The 1,601-nt window shown below is 51.1% G+C and carries 1 protein-coding gene and 2 pseudogenes; all 3 read left to right on the forward strand.

Annotation, left to right across the window (positions count from 1 at the left end):
- Positions 1 to 722: pseudogene (locus RMO35_RS03445) on the forward strand (hypothetical protein); the annotation flags it as partial.
- A gap of 107 nt (positions 723 to 829) precedes the next feature.
- A complete protein-coding gene (gene folB, locus RMO35_RS03450; RefSeq protein ID WP_309738574.1) occupies positions 830 to 1,198 on the forward strand; it encodes a dihydroneopterin aldolase in 369 nt (122 codons plus the stop codon).
- A 173-nt stretch (positions 1,199 to 1,371) separates the two neighbouring features.
- Positions 1,372 to 1,601: pseudogene (locus tag RMO35_RS03455) on the forward strand (hypothetical protein); the annotation flags it as partial.

A 1,601-nucleotide genomic window follows, 5' to 3' on the forward strand; every position in this document is an offset into this window, starting at 1 on the left:
CTAAGGGCTGGCAAAAGGGGCGGATTAGGTTGTGTTTAGAATTCTGTCCCGACGAGCCAGAAGCCCCCAGTCAGCCAGTAGCGGTGAATGCGACGGCGACCCCACTCGGCGCAACGATCGCCCCACCAGCAGTCCCTGCCCCACCTACACCCAGCGCTAGTCATGACGATCGCCACGATCGTCCAACAGCAGTCGTCGCCCCAACGGCAACTGCTCAAATCGAGGATCGTGGCAATTTTGCCGCCCCAACTACCCCCGCCCCTAGCGAAACTCCAGTGGAGACCGAAGGCAGTTCGCTCCCCTTAGCTGGGATGACCGCAATGGGCGCAGCGGCGGTTGCAGCGACGATCGCGACCCCGATAGTAGCTACAGCCATGCCCGCGCCACATTTTACGGATACCACTCTAGAGTCAGAAGAACACTTGCCGATCGATGCCGGAACCGTCAATAGCAATCTCGATGAGATTGCCTATGTATTTGGGGGTGCTGACGATCGCGGTATTGCTGCGCCAAATGGCATGATGGAGCTAGACCTGACCGATCTCGGTCTAGATTTTTCCGAACACGACCTAGATTTATTGAGTTTCGAGTCGCCGGGGATTCCAGATGGTGCGGATGAGTTTATCAATCTTCAAGATATTGGCAGATCGGAAAATTCGGGGATGTTAATTGATGAAGTTTGGAATGAATTAAATCAAGGTAATTGGACTGGCAGCAATTAATTGAGAATTGAGAATTGAGAATTGAGAATTGCGGATGCGTTCCGGTTATTTTTCTAGGGCGATGGAAATGACTTGAGATTGGTGGCGATGCCAATATTTTAGAATATATGGATGTAATTCAATTAACAGGGATACGGTGTTATGGCTATACGGGATACTTGCCGGAGGAGCAAACTTTAGGACAATGGTTTGAAGTCGATCTGCGGATTGGCGTTGATTTAGCGGCATCCGGTCAAAGCGATCGGATTGAAGATACACTCGATTATCGCAGCGCTATTTCAGCGGTCAAACAGATAATTTCTACGGCTAAATTTGCCCTCGTCGAAAAACTTGCCGAGACGATCGTGACGACAGTCTTAGCTGACGATCTGGTCGAGTTCGTAGAGTTAAAACTCCACAAGCTAGCCGCACCAATTCCAGATTTTGGCGGCAAAATTACGATCGAATTAACCCGCCACAAAATCAAGCATACCTAGTCGCTCCCTTTAACTCCCAGTTGCCCGCGCCCCAATCGGTTCGCACCGAGCAAGGTGGGTAAACCCCCATGTTTAACTTAAGTAACGATCGGGATTTCCCCTGCTCGATCGCGCCCGGATCGATTAGTCTAGAAGTAATGAACGCGATCTAGCATTACATTGACGGGGCATTTATGACTGGACAATTACAACGTCCGCTTTTGATTGGTGGGATTGGGTTATCGTTAGGTTTATGGGGTTTGGATAGTGTCTCCCACAGCTTAGCTGGTGTCGGTGACTGGTTGACCCTGGGGACGATCGCCGCAGGTGGCGGCTATTGGTGGTACACTCAGCGCGGCAAGACAGCACAAGTGCCACTAGCGCCAGTAGACATCAATCGGGCGACACTCAATCGAGTCCTCCA

This window comes from Chamaesiphon sp. OTE_20_metabat_361 (assembly GCF_031364565.1).

Coding starts and splice junctions, on each gene's coding strand:
- folB (WP_309738574.1), top strand. CDS start 830: ATGGATGTAATTCAATTAACAGGGATACGGTGTTATGGCTATACGGGA.